Below are 18,676 nucleotides of genomic sequence, written 5' to 3'. Positions count from 1 at the left end.
GAACCGTCAGACACACTGGCGCGATGCGACGTCAGATACTCCACTCGACCGGCCGCCGGGGCACTTTGATCGCCGCCTCGGCGGCCGTCCTGTGCCTGGGCGGCGCACTGGCCGCCTGCGGCGGCGGGGCGGCGGACGGCGGATACGTGGCGGTGGGTGCGGCCGGGGCCGGGCCGGAGAGGACGCCCTCCGGGGCGGTGGCGCCGTCGGGGAAGGTGACCTTGCTGCCGCTGGACGGGAAGACCGGGGGCGACGGGCGCGGCAGACCGTCGCCCGGCGCTTCCGGCGCTTCCGGCATGTCCGATGTTTCCGGCGCATCGGATGTGCCTGCCGGAGGGCGCGGGGCCGGTGCGGGCGGTCCGGCGAGCGGCCGGAATGCGGGCGAGGTGGGCAACTCGGGTGGAACGGGCGACTCGGGCGGGGCGGGGGACGGTTCCTCCGGCTCGGCCGACCCCGGCGCCGGCCCCGGCGGCACGAGTGGCGGGGGTTCCGGTGGGGATTCCGGCGGCACGAGCGGCGGGGGTTCCGGTGGCGGCGCCGGAGGGGACCCCACGGGCCCGGTGGATCCCGGCCCGTCGACACCCGCCGGTCCGGCCGTGGTCGTGATCGGCGCCGTCGAGCGGGCCGCCGCCGACGAGCGCCGGTGCCAGAAGGTGGGCGTGGAATTCCGCAATACCGGGGGCTCGGCGGCGCAGGAGGGGACCGTCACCTTCGCCGTGCACGTCATCGGCGGGCTGGGGATCGACTGGGCGACGGTCGAGACGTCCGCGCCGCTGCCGACGCCGATCGACGCGGGAGCGGCACGGACGAAGACGTACACCGTCTGCGTGGACGCCTGGCGGGTGCCCCTGGGAATGCATGTCGAGACCCGGGACATCACCGCCGTGGTGAAGCAGTCCCAGCTGAAGCAGCCCTGAACAGTCCTACTGAAGCAGCCCTTCTGAAGCAGCCCTTCTGAAGCAGTCGTGCCGAGACTGGTCTGCCGGACAACCCTGCTGGAGCGGTCCTGCGGAGGCGGCCCTGCTGGAGCGGCCGCGCCGATGTGGTGGAGCGGGGGACGGGTCGGCGCCGGAGGCGCGATGAGACCGGCGTGCGGAAGGGCGCGCGGGAACGTGCGCGTAGGTCAGCCGAGCGCGAGCCAGGCGACCGCCCCGAGGACGACGAGCACCGCGACGACGGTGATGATCACTCCGGTCTTCGGTCCGGACGGGGCGGCAGCCTGCTGTCGGCGCTGCGGTTCGCCCTCGTCGACGAAGGCGCGGAACATCTGGGTGCTGCCGGCCGGGTCGTGGTTGCCCTCGGGGCCCTGGGGGGCGTGGGGGTTGTGTGCCATGTGCCAGGACCCTAGCGAACTCGGCGTTATGGCCCAACCCCCGGGTCGGGGAAGCGACCTGACGCCGGGCCTCCGTCTCGCGACCGGGCACGGGAGGCCCGTGGAACACACCTCGCAACCCGGTCCGGAACGGACGGTCGGCACCACTCGGCTGTGGCAGGAGACACACCTGTTCCGACGCTCACCCCACACGCTGGGGCTTTGACCGGAGCCGTACACAGCCTTTTGCGTTCCTTTACTTCTGCAAGCCTATTTTCGTTTGCCTGCAGCAACCAACGGCTTCTATGGTTGCCCTAAGCAACAAGATGTACTGTGAGATGTCTGGGGGTCCCGTGGCCGCACGGAGTCAGTACGAAGAACTGGCCCTGCAGCTCAGCGCGGTGGGAGCCGTCAAACGAGGTCTCGCCCGCATCCTTCCCGCCGACTGCCCTGCCGGATCCGCTGCCGTACTGGCCCTTCTCGGACAGCACGGCGAGATGCGAATCAGCAGGCTGGCCGAGCTACTGGACGTCGATATGTCCGTTACCAGCCGCCATGTCGCCCATGTGGCGGAGCACGGCTGGCTGGAACGGTCCTCGGACCCGGCGGACAAGCGGTCCCGCATCCTGCGGCTGACCCCCGCCGGGGACGACGTGCTCAGCGATCTGAACCGCCGGGTCACCGAGATGTTCGCCCACAACCTGGCCGACTGGTCCGACGCCGACGTCGGCCGGCTCAACGTGCTCCTGGCCCGGCTGCGCGACAGTTTCTCCTGCCGCGGCCCTGGTGGATGCGCCCCCGGAAGGCACAGCGGCGAATGCCGTTCGCGGCCCTCCGGCGGCGACACCGGCTCGCACTCCCGTACACCCGTGTAACAGAAGCAAAGACAAGGAACTCTATGGCTACGACCACACCGACCGGTGTGCGGGGCGGCCACGCCAAGCACGGGGGATCACCCGATTCCTCGTCCGGCGCGCCGATGACTCACCGGCAGATCATGGAAGCACTGGCCGGGCTCATGCTCGGCATGTTTGTCGCGATCCTGTCGTCGACGGTCGTCTCCAACGCCCTTCCGCAGATCATCTCCGACCTCGGCGGCGGCCAGAGCGCCTACACCTGGGTCGTCACGGCCTCGCTGCTGGCGATGACGGCCACCACCCCCCTGTGGGGCAAGCTCGCGGACCTGTTCAGCAAGAAGCTGCTGGTCCAGATAGCCCTCGTCATCTACGTCGCGGCCTCGGTCGTGGCCGGACTCTCGACCAGCAGCGGCATGCTCATCGCCTGCCGTGTCGTCCAGGGCATAGGCGTCGGCGGTCTCTCCGCCCTCGCGCAGATCGTGATGGCGGCGATGATCGCCCCCCGCGAGCGCGGTCGCTACAGCGGATACATCGGTGCGGTGTTCGCCGTCGCCACCGTCGGTGGTCCGCTGCTCGGCGGTGTCATCACCGACACCAGCTGGATGGGCTGGCGCTGGTGCTTCTACGTCGGTGTGCCGTTCGCCGTCATCGCGCTGATCGTGCTCCAGAAGACGCTGAAGCTCCCGGTCGTGAAGCGTGAGGTCAAGGTCGACTGGTGGGGCGCGTTCTTCATCAGCGCCGCCGTGTCGCTGCTGCTCATCTGGGTGACCTTCGCGGGCGACAAGTACGACTGGCTGTCCTGGCAGACCGCGGTCATGGTCATCGGCTCCGCCGCGCTCGCCGCGATCTTCGTCTTCGTCGAGTCCAGGGCCAGCGAGCCGATCATCCCGCTCCGCCTCTTCCGCAACCGCACCATCACGCTGGCCTCCCTGGCCTCGCTGTTCGTCGGTATCGCGATGTTCGCGGGCACCGTCTTCTTCAGCCAGTACTTCCAGCTGGCGCGCGGCAAGTCGCCGACGATGTCCGGCGTCATGACGATCCCGATGATCGCCGGCCTGTTCATCTCGTCGACGGTCTCCGGCCAGATCATCACGAAGACCGGCCGCTGGAAGGCCTGGCTGGTCAGCGGTGGCTTCCTGGTCACCGCCGGGCTCGGACTGCTCGGCACCATCCGGTACGACACGGCCTACTGGCACATCGCCGTCTACATGGCCGTGATGGGTCTCGGCATCGGCATGATGATGCAGAACCTGGTCCTCGCCACGCAGAACCAGGTCGCCCCGTCCGACCTCGGTTCGGCAAGCTCCGTCGTCACCTTCTTCCGTTCCCTCGGTGGTGCGATCGGCGTCTCGGCGCTGGGCGCCGTCATGGCGAACCGCGTCACCCACTACGTCAAGGACGGCCTCGCCGCTCTCGGCCCCGAGGGCGCGGCCATGGGCCACGGCGGCACCGGCGGCGGGGGCATCCCCGACCTGGACGCGCTGCCCGCGCCGTTCCGCACGGTCGTGGAGAGCGCCTACGGGCACGGCGTCGGTGACGTCTTCCTGTACGCCGCACCGGCCGCGCTGGTCGCCTTCCTGATCACGATCTTCATCAAGGAGGTCGCGCTGAAGTCGAGCGCCGCGAACGCCACACCGGTCACGGACGAAACCCTCGCCGCGGACGGAACCCCTGCCGCGGGCGGAACCCCTGCTGTGGAGCAGGCCGACGTCCCGGTGGCCGTCGCCGCGACCGCGGCCTCCCCGGCCGAGGTCCAGGACGCTCCGGCGGCATCGGTGGCCCCGGTCACCACCGTCGAGGGCACTCCTGTCCACGGCGTGGTGCGCGGCGCCGAGGGCGCGCCCGTCGCCCGGGCCGCCGTCACGCTGATCTCGCTGGCCGGCCGGCAGCTGGGGCGCTCCGTCGCCCAGGCCGACGGCGGCTACGCGCTCGACGCGCCGGGCCCCGGCAGTTACGTGCTGATCGCGTCCGCCGACGGCTTCCAGCCGCAGGCGTCGACCGTGGTCGTCGGCGGGGAGCCGCTGTCGTACGACATCCTGCTCTCCGGCACGAGCGGCCTGGCCGGTGTCGTACGGACCGCCGAGACGGCCGCGCCGGTCGAGGACGCCATGGTGATCGTGACCGATGTGCGCGGCGAGGTCCTGGCGACCGGCACGTCCGGGGCAACCGGCGAGTTCGCCTTCGGCGAGCTGGTCCCCGGTCCGGTGACCGTCGCGGTGAACGCCGCAGGGTACCGTCCGCTGGCGCTGCCGGTGGAGATCGGCACCCAGGGCGTCACCCGGATCGAGGCCGCCCTCCAGTCCGGCGCCCTGGTGCAGGGCGTCGTGCGGGCGGGTTCCGACCGGCGTCCGCTGGCGGACGCCCGGGTCACCCTGGTCGACGCGGCGGGCAACGTGGTCGCCACGTCGACGACCGGGGAGGACGGGGCGTACGCCTTCGCCGACCTGGACGCGGGCGAGTACTCGGTCATCGCGACCGGCTATCCGCCGGTGGCGGGCGCGCTGACCGTGGCGGGCCGAGGCATCGACGGCCACGACATCGAGCTCGCCCACCCCGGCGAGTAGGAGCGGGTCCGGCAGGGGGGGGCGGCGTCGAACCGCCACGCCCCCTGCCGGACACTCTCACCACAGACCCCTGGCGGGTCGGCGTTTCGAGCGGAGACGCTGTACCCGCCGGTGGAAATGGGCCCCGGTGGCGGGGTCGGCAGGCAGGGGACGGCCTGCCGACCCCGCCCCGGGGCCCGACTCATGAAGTCACCGGGCCGTCGAGCGGACCGTCGGACGCGTCGTCGGGCAAGGCACCGGGCGATTCGTCGGACGAGTCGTCGGACACGTCGACGGGCGGCTCGTCGGGCAAGTCACCGAGCGAGGCGTCGAGCAAGTCATCGAGCAAGGAGAAAGAACGGGATGGGACTTCGCGCACAGGTACGGACGCGGGACGGCTGGGCGGTCCAGCACGCGGTCGTGACGGTCACCGACATGACCGGCACGCAGGTACTGCGGGCCACCGCCGACGAGGACGGGTCGGTACGGACCGACACCCCGCTGGCGGCCGGCGCGTACACGGTGATCGTCACCGCGGTCGGTTACGCGCCTGCCGCCTCCACCGCGCTCGTCACGGCGAGCGGACGGGTCGAGGCCGGCACGGTGGTGCTGGCCCGCCAGGGCGGTGTGCAACTGCCGCCGCCGGGTGCCTGGTCGCTGGACCCTGCGCACTCCACGGTCGCCGCGGTCGCGCAGCACCTGGGGATCTCCAGCGTGCGGGGCCGGTTCACCGAGTTCAGCGGCCGGATCGAGATCGCGGAGGAGGTCCATCGGTCCCGGGTCGACGCGGTGATCGCCGCTGCCACCATCGACACCGGCAACGGCATGCGTGACAAGCACCTGCGCTCCCCCGACTTCCTGGACTCGGACCGCTTCCCGGAGATCACCTACCGCTCCAACGGGCTCACCCCGGTCGGCCCGGACCGCTGGACCGTCCACGGCATGCTGGCGATGCACGGCGTCGAGCGCCCGGTCGATCTGGACCTGAGCTACCTGGGCACGGGACCGGACCCGTGGGGCGGGGTGCGCGCCGCGTTCAGCGCGACGGCGGAGCTGCGCCGCGAGGACTTCGCGATGAACTACAACCAGGTGGTGCAGGCCGGTATCTCGGCGATCGGCACGACCCTGCGGGTGGAGCTCGACATCCAGGCCGTACGGGGTGAGACGTTGCCGTCGTAGTCCGCGGACGCGGCACCCCGCACCGCTGCGGACACGGCGGTGGAATCCGGCCAGTCGCCGGACCTCGTTCGTCTCGGCACCGGGTGATCCTGCCGACCACCCGGTCCGACGGCGGCTCGGAAGCGGGGAGCCGGAGGTCGGGAGTCGGGGGGCGGAGGTCGGGAGTCGGGGGTCGGGGGTCGGGGGTCGGGGGGCGGAGGTCGGGAGTCGGGAGTCGGGGGTCGGGAGTCGGGGGTCGGGGGGCGGAGGTCGGGAGTCGGGAGTCGGGAGTCGGGGGTCGGGGGTCGGGGGTCGGCGAGGGGCTGCCGGAGGAGACCGGTGGGGATGCACGGGGTCGCGGCCGTCCCGTGCCCCGGTCGCCCCGCCGAACACGCCGAACACGCCGATCCCTCAGAGCACCCGCAACGCCCTCATGCCTTCAGGGCCTCCAGCTTCTCCGGACACGCCGTTCCTACCGGCCCCGGTCGTGGTCCCGATCGCGGTCGTGGTCCCGATCGCGGTCCTGGTCCCGATCGCGGTCCTGGTCGTGGTCCTGGTCCCTGCCGCGCATCGCCTCGATACCGGCGATCATCACGTCCAGGGCGTAGGTGAAGTCCCGGTCGCGCATCTCCTCAAGCGTGTCGCCGCCGCGTGCGTCCATCAGCTCCTCCGCGCGCTCGATCATCCGGCCGTACTGCGGCTGCGCCCGGACCGCCCCCGTGGCCTGCCGGTAGTACTCCTCCTGGCTCATTCCCGCGTCGGCGCAGCGCTGTGCGAAGTGACCCTCGATGGTGCCGAAGCCGTACACGAACTGGAAGACCGCGGCGAGCGCCCCGGCCTGCCGGTCCTTGGGCAGGCCCGTCGCCCGGATCACGTCCTGGATGGCGTACGACACCAGCATCGCGTGCGGGCCGATGTTGAGGAAATGTCCCGCGAGCGGCGACACCCAGACGTGCCGTACGAGCAGTTCCCGGTACGCGGTGGCCAGTTCGCGCAGACGGTCGTGCCAGTGCGCGCCCTCGCGCGGGGAGCGGACCTCGCTGTAGACGGAGTCGAGGGCGAGCTCCAGCAGGTCGTCCTTGGAGTCCACGTACCAGTAGAGGGACATCGCCGTGACGCCGAGCTCGGCGGCGAGACGGCGCATGGAGAACTTGCCGAGGCCCTCGGCGTCCAGTAGCCGTACCGAGGTCGCAATGATCCGCTCCCGGTCGAGGCCGGTGTGCTGATCCTGTTTGCGCGTGCGCGACGGTGCCCGCTGGTCCAGCCACACACTGGTCCTGGCGGGGTTCTTCACACGGTCGGCCGCGGACACCATGGCGCACTCTCCTCGCTTCGCCGGCGGGGCCGACCGGTCCGTCCGTACCCGCGCGCTGCCCGTGTGCGGCCCATGCGCGCCTCCGCGCACCTCCGCGCAGGAAGCGGATTCGTTCGGTCCGAGCGCCCCGCCACGATGCTATGCCGCTGTCGCGGCCCCGGCCGCGTCAGCCCCGGAGGTTTCCGTCCGCTCCGCGCGGCGCAGGAGCGCCGCGGCCAGCAGGCCACCCGCGAGTACGGCCACCGCCCCGACCAGTTGGCTGGTCTCCAGCCCCGAGGCGAACGCGTCGGTGATCCGGGTCCGCTCGTCGGCGTCGGTGGCCGAGGCGAGTGCGGCGGGCAGTGAGGCGGCGCCCACGGCCGCGGGCACGAGCGCCGAGAAGCGCGAGCCCAGCACCGCGCCGAGTACGGCGACCCCGAGGCCGTTGCCGAATTCGGCGAGCGTGCCGTTCACCCCGGCGCCCACTCCCGCCTTCTCCGGCGGAATCGCGCTCATGATGGCGTTGGCCATGGCGGGTCCGGCGAGCGCGATGCCCGCGCCCATCACGACGAGGCCGATCAGCATGCCTCCATAGCCGTCGCCACCGAGCAGCGCGATCGCGGCGAGCCCTGCGGCCAGCAGACTCATCCCGGACGCGATGGTCACGGGCGTGCCCAGCTTGGGCACCAGCCGGGCGCCGAGTCCGGCGAGATTGAGGACGACGACGCTGAGGGCCAGGGGCGCGGTGCGCAGACCGGCCTCCAGCGGCCCGTAGCCGAGGACGAACTGGAGCTGCTGGGTGAGCAGGAAGAGCGAGCCGCCCATCCCGAAGGCCACGAGGATCGCACCGGCGACCGCCCCGATGAACTTCTGGTTCCGGAAGAAGTGCATGTCCAGCATGGGGTTCGGAATGCGCAGCTCCCACAGCACGAATCCGGAGAGCACGGCGACCCCCACGCCGACGGTGAGCAAGACCCGGCCCGATGTCCAGCCGTGCTCCGGGCCGGAGATGATCGCGTAGACGACCGAGGCCATGCCGATCGTGGAGAGCAGCGCGCCGAGCAGGTCGGGGCGGTCGCCGGTGGCGCTCCTGGACTCCGGGACGAGCCGGGCCACGGCGACCAGGCCGATGAGCGCGACGGGGATGTTGATCAGGAAGATCGCGCCCCACCAGAAGTGGTCGAGCATCACCCCGCCGACCAGTGGTCCGACGGCGAAACCGAGCGAGCTGACGATCGACCAGATGCCGATCGCCTTGACCCGTTCGGTGTCGTCGAAGATCTGCACGACGACGGCGAGGGTCGTCGTCATCAGCAGCGCACCGCCGACGCCCATGCCCGCCCGGGCGGCGATCAGCTGCCCCGACGACTGCGACAGCCCCGCTGCCAGGGAGCCGACACCGAACAGGGCGAGCCCCGCGATCAGCATCTTCTTGCGCCCGTAGCGGTCGGCGGAGCTGCCGGCCGTGAGCAGCAGGCCCGACTGGACGAGTGAATAGGCGTTGATCATCCACTGCACATCGGCGGTGGAGGCGTCCAGCTCCCGGGTGAGGGAGGGGATCGCGACGTTGAGAACGGTGTTGTCGAGCAGCACCGTGAGCTGGGCAAGACAGATGACGCCGAGGATCAGCCAACGCTGCGGATGGCTCGGCGGCGAGGGGTGGTTCTGCTCGGCGGCGGTCGCCGTCATGCGGACTCCAGATTCCTTATACGCCGTACAGGGAGAAAACTTGTACACCGTATAGCTCTCCCGTACGGCGTACAACCGATTTCCGTGCGGTACCGTGCCGGCCGTCGGCCCAAAAGGTGATCCGGACGCGGATGCGGACGCGGACGCGACCTGGCGTGGGCGCGGGTGCGACGTGACGCGGGTTCGGGTGCGGGTGCGGGTGCGACGCGGGTTCGGGGTCGCGGTGCTGTCCACGTATCGGGTATCGGGTATCGGGTATCGGGTCCTGAGCGCCGAGAACCACGACATCACCCGACTCCCCATGCAGGACCCGAACCCGGTGCCGACGCCCGCGCCCGGCTTCGGCGAAGTGGTTCTGCGGGTACGGGGACTGCCCGTGCACGTGTATGTGACGCACCTCGACTACCGGGCCGACCCGTCCGTGCGGATCGCCCAAGTGGCCGACACCCGTCGGATCATGGGCGAGGACGAGGCGGAAACGTCCGGGGGCCGGAAGGCGCGGCAGATCCTGCTCGGCGGCTTCAACGCGGCACCGGACGCGCCGGAACCCGCCCCGCTGTGGCACGAGCTGAGCGACGTCGAGCCCGGCGGTCCGACGTACCCGGCACAGGACCCGGTGCGGCGGATCGACTGCGTGGCGGTGTCGAAGGGTTCGGTCCGGGTGCGCGACGTGGCGGTGGCCGAGACATCCGCCTCGGACCACCGCCCGGTCGTCGCCGATCTGCCGCTGCGGCGCCGAGTTCCCGGGCCCCCGGCGGCTCCCGGGCCCCCGGCGGCTTCCGGGAGGTCCAGGACTTCCGGCGGCTTCCGCGCGCCGCCCGCCGCGTCTTCCGGCCGGGGGCACACGCAGCCGTGAGCCGTCAGCCACCCGCACTGCCGCCGGCCATCTGTTCGGCGGGGTCGTCTGCGCGGACTTCGGCGATCTGCACGGACTTCAACCGTCTGCACGGACTTCGATCGTCTGCGCAGCGGCCGGTCGTCTGCGCGGCCGCCGAGCGCCCTGTGGTGGTCGGGCGTCCCGCAACTGCCGGTGTCAGGCGGCTCCGTCGCGCTTCGGCTCGGTCAGGTCGTAGAAGGTGACGTCGCCCGCGGTGACCTTCTCGAAGTTCTGCTCCACCCAGGAGGAGATCTGCGCGGAAGTCCCGTTGCCGCCACCTCCGCCCCTGCCGCCCATATCACCCATACCACCCATGTCACCGATACCGCCCATGCCGCCCATGCCACTCGCGATGAAGTAGTGGATCGCACCGTCCTCGACGTACTCCTTGAACCGGGCGAGCGTCGGGAAGGGGTCGCTGCCGTTGAACCCGCCGATCGCCATCACCGGTTCGCCGGTGGCGAGTTGGTAGCTCGCCGCGTTCTGCGCGCCGATGGCGGCTGCGGCCCAGGTGTAGTCCTCGGCGTCTTCCTTGAGGAGCTTCTCGGCCTCGGTGCCGACGGACGCCCCGTTCAACAGCCCGCCCATGCCGCCGGGACCGCCCGTCGGACGACTGCCGTATCCGGTGCCGGGCATGGAACCGGTGCCGGTACCGGGAGGGGTGCCGGTACCGGGAGGGGTGCCGGTACCGGGAGGGGTGCCGGGAGGCATGGGCATGCCGCCCTGCTGGCCCCCGTTCCCTTGCCCGCCGTGCTGCTGGTTGCCGCCCCACCGGCCATCACCGGCCGGGAGCTGTCCCATGCCTCCGCCCGGTCGGCCGCCCTGTCCCGGAGGCCGCATTCCGCCGCCCCCGCCGTCGCCACCACCCGGGCCGCCGCGGCCACCGCGCCCGCCACCGGGACCGCCCTGGAAACCGGCGCCGGACGGGCCTGCCGTGACGATCGATCCCTGATGTCCGGTGTTCAACGTGCTGACGGTGTACGTCATCGGCCCGGCCAGTGACGCCGCGAGGCTCAGCCCCACTGCGGCGAGCGCCGGTCGGCGCCCGGGACGCGCGGCGAGCAGCAGGCCGCCCGCTCCGGCCACTCCACCGACCAGCACGGCCCAGCGCAGCCACGGCAGATGGTCCGGGGTGCGCCCCAGCAGGACGTACGACCAGAGCACGGTCACCACGACGGCACCGGCGAGCGCCCCACGCGCCCACCACCTGGCCCGCTCCTCCCACAGGACAGTGACTCCCATGCCGACGAGCGCCGCGACGTACGGAGCCAGCGCCACCGTGTAGTACTGGTGGAAGATGCCGGCCATGAAGCTGAAGACGGCGGCCGTCATCAGCATCGAGCCGCCCCAGGCCAGGAACGCCGCACGGGCCGTGTCGGTCCGCGGCGCCCGCCAGGTCAGCCAGATGCCCGCGACGAGCAGGATCAGCGCGGCGGGCAGCAGCCAGGAGATCTGGCCGCCCACCTCGGCGTTGAACATCCGGCCGAGCCCCGTCTCGCCCCAGTGGCCGCCTCCCGGGCCGCCACCGCCCGGGGCGCCGCCTCCTCCGACACTGCCGGTCTCGTCGCCGTTGATCCGGCCGAGACCGTTGTAGCCGAAGGTGAGTTCCAGGAAGGAATTGTTCTGTGATCCGCCGATGTACGGGCGTGAGGATGCGGGCCACAATTCGACGACCGCCACCCACCAGCCGCCGGTGACGACCATCGCGAGTGCCGCCAGGCCGAGTTGGCCGAACCTCCTGCGCAGGCGCACCGGCGCGAACACCGCGTACAGCACGGCCAGTGGCGGAAGGATCAGGAACGCCTGAAGGGTCTTCGCCAGGAAGGCCGCCCCGACCGCGGTCCCCGCCCACACCAGCCACGCGGTCCGGCCGTTCTCCATGGCGCGCAGCACGCAGTGCACGGTGATGGCCATCAGCAGTGCCAGCAGGGCGTCCGGGTTGTTGAAGCGGAACATCAGCGCGGCGACGGGCGTGAGCGCGAGGACCGCCATGGAGATCAATCCGGCTGCGGCGTTGAAGCGGCGGCGCACGGTCCCGTACAGGACCCCGGCCGTGGCCACCCCCATCAGCACCTGCGGAGCCAGGATCGCCCACGAGCCGAGGCCGAAGATCCGCACCGACAGCGCCATCGGCCACAGGGCGGCGGGCGGCTTGTCCACCGTGATGGCGTTGGCCGCGTCCAGCGAACCGAAGAAGAACGCCTTCCAGCTCTGGCTGCCCGCCTGGACGGCCGCGGAGTAGAAGGAGTTGACGTATCCGGACGCGCTGAGGTTCCACAGGTACGCGAGTGCGATGACCAGCAGCATGGCGAGGAACGCGGGCCGTGCCCAGCGCGGGTCCTCGGGCCTGCCCCGCCACACGCGGTACGCCATGGACCGGGCCGTGCGGGCGGAGCCGGGCCCCGGAACGGGCACGGCACCTGGCACGGGCACGGGCACGGAGCCGGGCCCGAGTCCGGGGCCAGGGACGGGGAGGGGGCCCGACCCGAGTCCGAGTCCGGAGCCGGTGGCAGCTGCGGGAGGCTCGGGAGACGCGGCCGTGTCGGACCGGCTCGCGTGATGTCGGGCGTGGTCCTGGTGATCGGACTGCTGCGAGCTCATCGGGCGTCCCCCGGTTCACGATCGGTGCGGCCGGTCAGACGGGTCGAGCCCATGCAGCCGCTCGAACCCGTGCGTCCGCTCGAACCTGTGCGCCCGCTCGAACCCGTGCGTCCGCTCGGGCCGGTTTCGTCGGCCCGGCGACCCGCGGAGTGCCCCCGCGCGGCCCGCTCCGGGAAGACCCAGGCCCGGAAGAGCAGAAAACGCAGCACCGTCGCCGCGAGATTGGCCGCGATCAGCACGGCCAGCTCCGTACCGTGCGAGGGCGATCCGGACGCCGCACCCAGTGCGGCCAGCGAGCCACTGGTCAGGGCGAGACCGATGGCGAAGACGACAAGTCCCTGAGCCTGGTGTCGCATCGCCCCGCCCCGGCCCCGCACCCCGAACGTCAGCCTCCGGTTGGCCGCCGTATTGGCGACGGCCGACACCAGCAGCGCACCGACGTTCGCGATCTGCGGACCGATGCCGAGCCGGAACAGGGAGTACAGGGTGAGGTAGAAGAGCGTGGAGAGCACGCCGACGACGCAGAACCCGACGAGCTGCCCGGCCAGACCACCCGGCACCCCACTCAGCTCCCGGTCACGCGGGTCGTCCCCGAACGGCCTCGCCAGCCGGTCCAGGGGCAGTGCGCCGACCGCCAGCGCCCGTCCCACCCGCCACACGCCTTTCAGGTCCTCGGTCGCGGTCCGCACGATGTGGACGGTCGAGTCGGGATCGTCGACCCAGTCGACCGGCACCTCGTGGATACGCAGCCCGGCCCGCTCGGCGAGCACCAGCATCTCCGTGTCGAAGAACCACCCCGTGTCCTCCACCATCGGCAGCAGCCGCTGCGCGACCTCCCGCCGGATGGCCTTGAACCCGCACTGGGCATCGCTGAACCGGGCGGCCAACGAGGAGCGCAGGATGAGGTTGTAGGCGCGCGAGATGAACTCCCGCTTCGACCCGCGCACCACCCGCGAGCCGCCGGCCAGCCGGGAGCCGATCGCGAGGTCCGAGTGCCCCGAGATCAGTGGGGCGACCAGCGGCAACAGCGCGTTGAGGTCGGTGGAGAGGTCGACGTCCATGTACGCCAGGACGGGGGCATCCGACTCCGACCACACGGTGTGCAGCGCCCGTCCCCGTCCCTTCTGCTCCAGCCGGTGGGACCGGACCCGCGGCAGTTGCGCCGCGAGCCGGGCCGCCACCTGCGGTGTCCGGTCGGTGCTCGCGTTGTCCGCGATGGTGATCCGGAAGGCGTACGGGAAGGTGCGCGCCAGATGGTCGTGCAGGCGCAGTACCGATGCTTCGAGGTCCTTCTCCTCGTTGTGGACGGGCACCACCACGTCGAGAACGGGCACGCCCGCCGCGCCCCCCGCTCCGGCGGACGTGGCCGACGCAGCAGGCGGGGACGACGCAACGGAAGGGGCCGACGCGACGGGCGGGGCCAGGAGATGGTCCCGGGCCGGCAGGGTGCCGGGAGGAATGTCGGTTCGCATGCTGCCGACACTCGCCAACTCCGCTGTCACGCCGATGTGCTGGACCTGTCCACCGGCTGTGAGTCCTGCGGGACGGAGGGAGCGACGAGATCGTCGGAGCCCCGCAGGGTTGAAGGACGCTCGGAATCGTGAAAGGCCGACCGGTCGGAAGGAGCAGTCGCTCCCGTGGGCAGATGGACGGCGAACACCGTCCGTCCCGGAACCGACATCACCTCCACCCGGCCGCCGTGCGCGGCGACGACCGCCTGCACGATGGCGAGCCCGAGCCCGGTCGACCCGGCGGTACGGGAGCGGGACGCGTCACCCCGCACGAACCGCTCGAAGACATGCGGCAGCAATCGGGGCGGAATCCCGGGCCCGTCGTCCTGGACCTCCAGCGTCACCGCGGTACCACCGGACATCGAGCCACTCGGCGCCGAACCACTGAACGCCAAACCGCTCGGCGCCGAACCACTGAACACCGAACCGCTCGACGCCGAACCACCGCTACGGGTACCGGGATCCACAGCGCCCACGGCGCCCACGCCGTCCCCGGCCTCCTCGGCCGACGTACGGTGCGCGCCCGCGCCGCAGCCCCCGACGCGCACGCGCACGGTGACCGTGGTGCCCGGCGGGGTGTGCGTACGGGCGTTCGCCAACAGGTTGACCAGTACCTGATGGAGCCGAGTGGGGTCCCCGTGCACGATCGCGGGCTCGTCCGGCAGTTCCAGCCGCCAGTGGTGCTCCCGCCGTCCGGCGGCGCGTGCATCGCTCACCGCGTCGACGACGACCGGTGAGAGATCGGTGGGCTCATGGCTCAGCGGACGTCCGGCGTCCAGGCGGGCAAGGAGCAACAGGTCCTCCACCATCCCCGTCATCCGCTCCGCCTCGGACTCGATCCGCCGCAGGGCATGCCGGGTATCGGGGCCGGTCTCCTCCCCGCCGCGCCGGGTGAGTTCGGCGTAGCCACGGATCGAAGCCAGCGGGGTACGCAACTCGTGACTGGCGTCGGCGACGAACTGCCGTACCCGGGTCTCGCTCTCCTGCCGCGCCTCCAGGGCCGAACCGACATGGCCCAGCAGCCTGTTGAGCGCCGCGCCCACCTGCCCGATCTCGGTGCGCGGATCGGCCTCCGCCTCCGGGACCCGTTCCAGCAGGGCCACCTCGCCGCTGTGCAGCGGGAGTTCGGAGACCCGGGACGCCGTCGTAACGACCCGGCGCAGCGGACGCAGCGCGACGCCCACCATGGTGGTGCCGGCGATGCCCGCAGCGATCAGCCCGGCGCCGGTGACACACACCTCGACGACGATCAGGGTGGTGAGGGCGTTGTCGACCTCTGCGGCGGGGAGACCGACCAGGATCGTCGTCCCGCGCGGGCCCGCGACGGCTTCCACCCGGCCGACGCCGAGCCCCGGCAGGTCGACGTTCCGTGCCTCGTCCCCCTCGCGGATGTCCGCGTCCGTCAGCGCGTTCGTCTGGGCACCGGTCATCGGCTGCCCGTCTCCCTCGGCCACCGGGTCCGGCTCGGCGGTGCTCCCCACGACCACTCTCGACGCGGTGACCGAACCGTCCGAGACCACGGCGCCGAAGGCTCCGACCGGCAGCCCTCGCGCGTCGACGAAGGCCAGCGGATCGCCACCGTGCGGGAGACCGCCCGGCGGCATCGGCAGGCCACCGGGCGGTTTCGCGGCCCGCACGGCGACGGCGTGCAGTTGGTCGTCGAGCTTGCCGTACATGTAGCTGCGGTACGCGATGGTGGTGACCGAGCCGATGACCGCGGCGACCACGGCGATCAGCGCCACAGCCGAGACCACGAGCCGGGTCCGCAGCGTCCACGGCCCGCGCCACCACCGCCGCCGCCCCGCACTCGCACCGGCACCGGCGGTCTCACGGCCCCGGCCCCAATCCCGGTCCCCACCCCGGTCCCCACCCCGACCCCGGCCCCGGCCCCGGCCCCGGTCTCGGTCTCGACCCCGGCCACCCGTACCGCCACTACTCACCGGGCTTGATGAGATACCCCGCCCCGCGCCGGGTGTGGATCATCGGAGACCGGCCCGCATCGATCTTCTTGCGCAGATAGGAGATGTACAGCTCGACGACGTTCGCCTGCCCCCCGAAGTCGTAGTTCCACACCCGGTCGAGGATCTGCGCCTTGCTCAGCACGCGACGCGGATTGCGCATCAGGAACCGCAGCAGTTCGAACTCGGTGGCCGTGAGGTGGATGGACGTGCCGCCCCGGCTCACCTCGTGGCTGTCCTCGTCCAGGACCAGGTCACCGACGACGAGCGACGACTCGCCGCGGCCGACCGCCGCACCGGACCGCCGGATCAGTCCGCGCAGCCGGGCCACGACCTCCTCCAGGCTGAACGGCTTGGTGACGTAGTCGTCGCCGCCCGCGGTCAGCCCGGCGATCCGGTCCTCCACGGCGTCGCGGGCGGTGAGGAACAGTACGGGAACCTCGGACAGCTCCCGCCGCAGCCTGCCGAGCACGGCGAACCCGTCCGTGTCCGGCAGCATCACGTCGAGGATCACCACGTCCGGCCGGAAGTCGCGCGCCATCCGCGCCGCCGCAGCACCGTCCCCGGCGCTGCGCACCTCCCACCCCTCGTAGCGCAGGGCCATGGAGAGCAACTCGGTGAGCGATGCCTCATCGTCCACCACCAGCACACGGACGGGGGTGCGGTCCGTCCTCGACAGTTCGGTACGCCCCTGGGGCAAGGTCGTCGTCGTCATGCCTCAACCCTGTGAGGCCCCTCTGAGAGGGTTCTTTCCCGAATCTGTGAATTCCCTGAGAAACTCGCCCTCCGCGTCCCGTTCTCCCCAGCCTCAGTCCACGCCGAACAGCTTCGCCGCGTTTCCGTGGCAGACCGCCCGCAGCCAGTCGTCACCGAGCTCCAGCCGTTCCAGCGCGTGCAGTTGGTGCGCATACGGGTACGGAATGTTCGGAAAGTCCGTCCCGAGCAGGATCCGGTCCCCGAGGGCGGCGAGCCGCCCGCGTTCGGCGGCCGGGAACGGGCTCGTCTCCTGCACGAAGTCCGTGAACGCCATCGTCGTGTCGAACCGCACCTCCGGGTAGGTCTCGGCCAGCGTCAGGAACTCCGCGTACTCCGGCATCCCCATGTGTGCCACCACCAGCCGCAACCGCGGATGCCGGGCCAGCAGCCGGGCGATCGGTTCGGGCCCCGTGTGCTTTCCGGGCGCCGGCCCCGATCCGCAGTGCGTGACCACCGGAACACCCGCCTCCGCGAGCAGCCCCCACACCGGTTCCAGCAATGGGTCGTTGGGGTCGTACGCGCCGACCTGGACGTGTGCCTTGAAGACCCGCGCGCCCGACTCCACGGCCTCGCGCACGTACCGCTCCACACCCTCCTCCGGGAAGAACGTCGCGGTGTGCAGGCAGTCCGGGACCCGGCGCGCGAACCCGGCCGCCCAGTCGTTCAGCCAGGCGGCCATCCCCGCCTTGTGCGGGTAGAGCATCGAGGTGAACCGCCGCACGCCGAACGAGCGGAGCAGGGCGAGCCGTTCCTCCTCGTCGTGCCGGTACTCGATCGGCCATTCCATGCCCGTGAGCGGTCCTGCGGAGTCGAAGTAGGCCCAGACCTTGCGGAGCACCCGCTCCGGCATGAAATGCGTGTGCACGTCGACGATCCCCGGCAGCCCCAGCCGCTCCCGGAACCGCACGACGGCGTCGGCATCACCACTCATCACGACCTCCTGATCGCATACCCGCTCCTGATCGCATGCCCGGCGTCACCCGTCCCGGCATCACCCGTCCCGCCGGTCCCTGTCGACCCGACGATCTCAGAACAAGCCGTCCTGCACACCACCGCCCCCGATGCCGGTCACCGGCACTCCCACCGCGGCCTGCGGATCGGCCCCCTCCAGCACCCACCCCACCAGCAACCGGGTATCCACCACCACGACCTCCTTCTCCCCTCCCTCCTCTCCCTCCTCCCCGCCGCGCCCCGTCTCCAGATGCAGATCGGGACCGGCCGCCGCCACCAGCCGTCCCGCGACCACGCCCCCGTCCACCAGCTCGGTCACCGCGCACGTCACCGTGACGTCACCGGCCAGCCCGAACAGCCCGGCGTGATCGACGGCTTCGAACGGCAACCGCTGCAACGACTCCGGCCACCCGGCCCCCTCCAACGCCGCGGCTCGCCCGTACAGCTCCGCCACCTCCGCCCGCCGCTCCTCGACGCCCGGCAGCGCCGCACGCACCGCCCGCTTCGCCACGTACGGGATGCGGTCCGGCACGCCGAGCGCCGACCGCAGCAGTTCCTCGGTACGCCGCGCCGCCATCAGCGGCCCCCGGCCCAGCCAGCTGAACACCACGGCCCCCTGCTCCCGCAGCCGTGCCGCCCCCCGCTCCTCGGCGGTGATGCCGACCTTCACCATGCCCGGCCCGAACCAGGCGAGATACACGCGGTACGTCCGGGGATCGTCGGCGATCGTGTCGGCGGCCACCGAGTGCGCCCGGTCCAGCCGCGCGCACTCAGGGCATCGCGCCCCCGTACTCCTCCCGGCCACCACGGCCCCCACCGGACACACGTGCCCGCGCGCACCGGTGCACCGCCGCGGCCCCACGGCCCGGAATCCGAGTTCCGTCCCGTACGCGAGCGCACTCGCCCGCTCCGCCCCGTTCCGCCACCAGCCGAGCGAGGGCCCGTCGTCCTCCGTCGGCCACCGCAGCCCCGTGCACTGCCAGCCCATGGTGAGCTCCGGTCGTTCCGCGGACGATGAGAGATCCCGCGATGCTACCGGGCGACCGGACGAAGAGACCGGACGCGGGAAACCGGGCATGAGAGACGGGGCACGGAAGACCGAACACGGAAGATCGAACACGGAAGACCGAACACGCAAGACAAGGTGTGAAGGACCGGGCGAAGAGGAC

Annotated in this window: 14 protein-coding genes and 1 pseudogene; 5 read left to right on the top strand and 10 right to left on the bottom strand. The window is 71.7% G+C overall.

The window, feature by feature from the left end; all coding sequences use genetic code 11:
* Positions 1–23 precede the first annotated feature (23 nt).
* Positions 24–917: a hypothetical protein gene (locus ACFC79_RS07560; RefSeq protein WP_376236468.1), complete on the top strand. Its 894-nt coding sequence runs from the start codon at positions 24–26 to the stop codon at positions 915–917.
* A gap of 206 nt (positions 918–1,123) precedes the next feature.
* Here ACFC79_RS07560 and ACFC79_RS07555 read toward each other — a convergent pair whose 3' ends face one another.
* Entirely contained in the window at positions 1,124–1,333 is a 210-nt protein-coding gene (locus tag ACFC79_RS07555; RefSeq protein ID WP_376236466.1) for a hypothetical protein, read from the bottom strand.
* 332 nt (positions 1,334–1,665) lie between these two features.
* On the opposite strand from ACFC79_RS07555, the gene ACFC79_RS07550 reads away from it, so the two are divergent.
* Together ACFC79_RS07550 and ACFC79_RS07545 are read left to right on the top strand one after the other, a co-directional pair.
* On the top strand, positions 1,666–2,187 hold the full coding sequence (locus ACFC79_RS07550) for a MarR family winged helix-turn-helix transcriptional regulator (RefSeq protein ID WP_376236464.1): 522 nt from the start codon (positions 1,666–1,668) through the stop codon (positions 2,185–2,187).
* 23 nt (positions 2,188–2,210) lie between these two features.
* On the top strand, positions 2,211–4,733 hold the full coding sequence (locus ACFC79_RS07545) for an MFS transporter (RefSeq protein ID WP_376236461.1): 2,523 nt from the start codon (positions 2,211–2,213) through the stop codon (positions 4,731–4,733).
* A gap of 181 nt (positions 4,734–4,914) precedes the next feature.
* Here the strand turns inward: ACFC79_RS07545 and ACFC79_RS07540 are convergent, their stop codons facing one another.
* Positions 4,915–5,049 (bottom strand): hypothetical protein, encoded by a 135-nt coding sequence (locus ACFC79_RS07540; RefSeq protein ID WP_376236458.1) that lies wholly within the window; start codon positions 5,047–5,049, stop codon positions 4,915–4,917.
* A gap of 26 nt (positions 5,050–5,075) precedes the next feature.
* Between ACFC79_RS07540 and ACFC79_RS07535 the strand changes: the two genes are divergently transcribed.
* Positions 5,076–5,891, top strand: coding sequence for a YceI family protein (locus ACFC79_RS07535; protein WP_376236456.1), 816 nt, complete (start codon positions 5,076–5,078; stop codon positions 5,889–5,891).
* Positions 5,892–6,342: 451 nt separating this feature from the next.
* Here the strand turns inward: ACFC79_RS07535 and ACFC79_RS07530 are convergent, their stop codons facing one another.
* Complete coding sequence (locus ACFC79_RS07530) at positions 6,343–7,185, bottom strand: TetR/AcrR family transcriptional regulator (protein WP_376236453.1); 843 nt, start codon at positions 7,183–7,185, stop codon at positions 6,343–6,345.
* 138 nt (positions 7,186–7,323) lie between these two features.
* The gene (locus ACFC79_RS07525; protein WP_376236450.1) at positions 7,324–8,853 is read right to left on the bottom strand and encodes an MFS transporter; all 1,530 of its coding nucleotides are present in this window, start codon (positions 8,851–8,853) and stop codon (positions 7,324–7,326) included.
* A gap of 202 nt (positions 8,854–9,055) precedes the next feature.
* Here ACFC79_RS07525 and ACFC79_RS07520 point away from each other — a divergent pair.
* Positions 9,056–9,589: pseudogene (locus ACFC79_RS07520) on the top strand (endonuclease/exonuclease/phosphatase family protein); the annotation flags it as partial.
* A gap of 297 nt (positions 9,590–9,886) precedes the next feature.
* Here ACFC79_RS07520 and ACFC79_RS07515 read toward each other — a convergent pair.
* The 6 genes from ACFC79_RS07515 to ACFC79_RS07490 all read right to left on the bottom strand — a co-directional run bounded on the left by ACFC79_RS07515 (position 9,887) and on the right by ACFC79_RS07490 (position 18,495).
* Positions 9,887–12,103: an ArnT family glycosyltransferase gene (locus ACFC79_RS07515; RefSeq protein ID WP_376236447.1), complete on the bottom strand. Its 2,217-nt coding sequence runs from the start codon at positions 12,101–12,103 to the stop codon at positions 9,887–9,889.
* Positions 12,104–12,327: 224 nt separating this feature from the next.
* A complete protein-coding gene (locus ACFC79_RS07510; RefSeq protein ID WP_376236445.1) occupies positions 12,328–13,803 on the bottom strand; it encodes a glycosyltransferase in 1,476 nt (491 codons plus the stop codon).
* A 26-nt stretch (positions 13,804–13,829) separates the two neighbouring features.
* Positions 13,830–15,596: a sensor histidine kinase gene (locus ACFC79_RS07505; RefSeq protein ID WP_376236443.1), complete on the bottom strand. Its 1,767-nt coding sequence runs from the start codon at positions 15,594–15,596 to the stop codon at positions 13,830–13,832.
* A 178-nt stretch (positions 15,597–15,774) separates the two neighbouring features.
* A complete protein-coding gene (locus ACFC79_RS07500; protein ID WP_376236441.1) occupies positions 15,775–16,515 on the bottom strand; it encodes a response regulator transcription factor in 741 nt (246 codons plus the stop codon).
* 93 nt (positions 16,516–16,608) lie between these two features.
* The gene (locus ACFC79_RS07495) at positions 16,609–17,487 is read right to left on the bottom strand and encodes an amidohydrolase family protein (protein ID WP_376236438.1); all 879 of its coding nucleotides are present in this window, start codon (positions 17,485–17,487) and stop codon (positions 16,609–16,611) included.
* 96 nt (positions 17,488–17,583) lie between these two features.
* Complete coding sequence (locus ACFC79_RS07490; protein ID WP_376236435.1) at positions 17,584–18,495, bottom strand: DUF2797 domain-containing protein; 912 nt, start codon at positions 18,493–18,495, stop codon at positions 17,584–17,586.
* Between the last annotated feature and the right edge of the window lie 181 nt (positions 18,496–18,676).

This window comes from Streptomyces sp. NPDC056061 (assembly GCF_042266885.1).
Taxonomy (GTDB): Bacteria; Actinomycetota; Actinomycetes; order Streptomycetales; family Streptomycetaceae; genus Streptomyces.
The sequence above is the reverse complement of the archived record's forward strand: the minus strand, read 5'-3'. Positions and strand labels throughout refer to the sequence as shown.